2 protein-coding genes are annotated in these 3,583 nt (G+C 66.8%); both read left to right on the top strand.

The genetic code is table 11. The features are described from left to right. Positions 1–2,760 (top strand): cobaltochelatase subunit CobN (cobN, locus tag EOB49_RS12485; protein ID WP_127381167.1); only part of this gene is annotated, 2,760 nt, incomplete at its 5' end. Beyond that, positions 2,757–3,583: precorrin-3B synthase (gene cobG / locus EOB49_RS37570; RefSeq protein WP_245472671.1), on the top strand; the 827-nt coding region annotated here is incomplete at its 3' end. The genes cobN and cobG, both read left to right, overlap by 4 nt.

Genomic DNA, 3,583 nt, shown 5'->3' with positions numbered 1-3,583 from the left:
GGAAAGGTCGTGCCTATCCTGTTCTACCGCTCGATGCTGCTGGCCGCCGATGTCGCGCCAATCGACGCACTTTTTGAAGCTCTGCGACAGCGCGGCATCAACCCAGTCCCCATCTTCGTCTCCAGCCTCAAGGACCCGGCATCCCTGGCGTTCGTGGAAACAGCACTCGCCGCGCTGAAACCCGCCGCCATTATCACCGCGACCGCTTTCGCCTCCGGCGCCGAACCCGGCAATGAGGCCCTGTTCGACCGCGCTGGCGTACCCGTCTTCCAGGTCATTGTCGCCACCACCCGCCGCGACGTCTGGGAGACCAACCAGCGCGGCCTGGCGCCCGCCGACCTTGCCATGCATGTCGTGCTGCCCGAGCTCGACGGCCGCATCCTGGCCGGCGCCATTTCCTTCAAGGGCGAGAGCGAGATCGATCCAGCACTTGGCCACCGCGCTTTCGCCAACCGGCCGGAACCGGATCGCGTGGCGCAAGTGGCTGACCGCGTCGCGGCCTTTATCCGCCTGCAGGAGACGCCCCGCGCCGAGCGCAAGCTGGCGATCCTGATGCCGGATTATCCCAGCGCCCCCGGCCGCACCGGCTATGCCGTCGGCCTCGACGTGCCGTCCAGCGTGCTGGCCATGCTGCATGACCTGAAGGGACAGGATTATGTAGTTGAGGGAATTCCGGAGACGCCGCGTGGGTTGCTGGATTTGCTGGAAGCCAGCGATACTGGATTGGCCTTAGATAACTACATTGCCTTCTCGACGGAGTTGCCGACTGCGGCAATCGCTGCGGTCGAAGCCGCTTGGGGCAAAGCGGAAGACGAAACAGGTTTGCGCGGAAGCTTCCCCTTCCGCGCCGCCACCTTCGGCAACGTCACCATCGCCCTCGCCCCGGATCGCGGCCGCTCCGCCGACCGCCGCGCCGACTATCACGACCCGACGCTGCCGCCGCGCCATGCATTGCTCGCCTTTGGCCTATGGCTGCGCAAGTCGCTCGGCGTCCACGCGCTGGTCCATGTCGGCGCGCATGGCACGCTGGAGTGGCTGCCGGGCAAGACGGTAGCGCTCTCGGAAAACTGCTTTCCCGAGATCGTCACCGGTCCCATGCCCGTCATCTATCCCTTCATCGTCTCCAATCCCGGCGAGGCCGCCCAGGCCAAGCGCCGCATCGCCGCCGTCACCCTTGGTCATCTGCCACCGCCGCTGGCCGGCGCCGGGCTCGACGAAAACCAACACAAGCTCGAGCGGCTGGTCGACGAATATGCGCAGGCCGACGGGCTCGACCGCCGCCGCCGAGACCGTCTGGCGAAACTGATCGTCGACACCGCGCAAAAGACCGGTCTCGCCTCCGAAGCCGGCGTCGCCACCACCGACGCACCCGACGAAGCGTTGCGCCGCATCGACGCCTGGCTCTGCGACCTCAAGGATTTTGCCATCAAGGACGGGCTGCATATCTATGGCCGCGCCCCTGAGGATGAGCCCGACGCCATGCGGCGACAAAGCGCTGACGCCGAGAAAGCGGCGCTGCTCGCCGCGCTCGATGGCCGCCACGTCAAGGCCGGCCCGGCCGGCGCGCCCGCGCGGGGTCGCTCGGACGTTCTGCCCACCGGCCGCAACCTGTTCACCTCGGACCCACGCACCATGCCGACGCCGACCGCCTATGATCTGGGCAAGGCAGCGGCGGAGGAAGTGGTGCGCGGCTACATGCAATCGCATGGCGACTGGCCGCGCTCGCTGGTCATCGATCTGTGGGGCTCGGCTTCGCTGCGCACCGGCGGCGAGGAAATCGCCCAAGGCCTGGCGCTGATGGGCTGCCGGCCGCAATGGGATTCGGCGACCGGCCGCATCACCGGCATCGAAGTGCTGCCGCCGGCCACGCTCGGCCGGCCGCGCGTCGACGTCACCTGGCGCATATCGGGCCTGTTCCGCGATATGTTCCCGACCCAGATCGCACTGATCGATGCCGCCGCCAACGCGGTCGCCGCCCGCGACGAGGAGGATGCGGAAAACCCGCTCGCGGCCAAAACCCGCGCCGATGGCAAGCTCAGCCCGCGCATCTTCGGCACCTCGCCCGGCACCTATGGCGCCGGCGTCGAGGATATCTTGTTCTCCGGCAACTGGGCGGCGCGCGAAGAAATCGGCCGCGCCTATCTCGACGCCACCTCGCACGCCTATGGCGGCGCAGAAGGAGAAGGTATCTCGGCGCCCGGCGCCTTCGAAACCCGCATCGCCGTGGCCGATCTTCTCGTCCACACCGGCGACGATCCCGGTCGTGACATCCTCGAGGGCTCCGCCGATGTCGCCTTCATCGGCGGCTTTTCGGCCGCCCTTGCGGCGCTTGGCAGGAATGCCGACGTCATCGTGCTCGACACCACGGACCCACAAAAGCCGAGGCCACGCTCGCTCAGTGAGGCCGTATCGCGGGTGGTGCGCGCCCGCGCCGTCAATCCTCGCTTCATATCGGGACAGATGCGTCACGGCCCACGCGGCGCCTCCGAATTTGCCGAAACCGTCGACCGGCTGGTCGGCTTCGCCGAAACCACGCATGCCATTTCGGGCACGCTGATCGAGGCAGTGCACGATGCCTATCTCGGCGATCCACTGGTCCGGGCCTTCATCCTGCGCGAGAACCCCGCCGCTGCCAAGGTCATCGCCGAGCGCTTCCTGTCGGCGCGACGGCGTGGCCTGTGGCATCCCCTGCGCAACTCCATCGACGACGATCTCACGGCCATGATTGCCGAGGCCGAGGCGCTTGGGGTGGCGGCATGAACGCCTTCTCTCGTCGCGGCGCCTGCCCGGCTTTGTCGGTGCCAATGCAAACCGGCGACGGGCTTTTGGTGCGGCTCAACCCGGTTGCTGGAGGCCCATCTTCTGGAGGCCCGACTTCTGGAGGCCCGACTTCTGGAGGATTGTCGCCGAAGCTTTTGATCGGGTTAGCCGAATCCGCCTTGCGGCATGGCAACGGCATCATGGAAGTCACCGCGCGCGGCAGTCTGCAGATACGTGGGCTGACGATGGACAGCGCCACGCGGCTGGCGGCGGAGGTCGATGCGCTTGATATCGCAGTACGCACCGGCGTGCCGGTGGAGACCGGCCCGCTGGCCGGCATTGATCCGCAGGAGATTGCCGATCCGCGGCCGCTGGCCGAGCGGATCAGGGCGTCGATTGACGAGGCTGGATTAGCGGCGAGGCTGGGGCCGAAGGTTTCCGTGGTTGTCGATGGCTGCGGGCAGTTGACGATGGATTCGGTGACGGCCGATGTGCGGCTTGCTGCAGTGCGGGTCGATGCAGGAGTTCGGTGGCGGGTGTCTGTCGCGGGTGATGGGTGGAATGGGAGGCCACTTGTCACTGCCGATGAAGGCTCGGCGTGCGACATCACCGTCGCGGCCCTAAGAATGGTTGCCGAAAAAGGCCGCGAGGCTCATGCGAGGGATTTGACTGAGAGGCAGTTGGTGTCTCTGGCGGGTTGGCTATGCTCGACAAGTTTGGGCGAGGCGCCCCCCTCTGTCCTGCCAGACATCTCCCCCTCAAGGGGGGAGATTACGCTGCCACCGATGGTTTCGCCAATCTCCGGTGTTGGTAAGGAAAAGCC

The organism is Mesorhizobium sp. M7A.F.Ca.MR.148.00.0.0 (genome assembly GCF_003997735.1).
Taxonomy (GTDB): domain Bacteria; phylum Pseudomonadota; class Alphaproteobacteria; order Rhizobiales; family Rhizobiaceae; genus Mesorhizobium.
The sequence above is the reverse complement of the archived record's forward strand: the minus strand, read 5'-3'. Positions and strand labels throughout refer to the sequence as shown.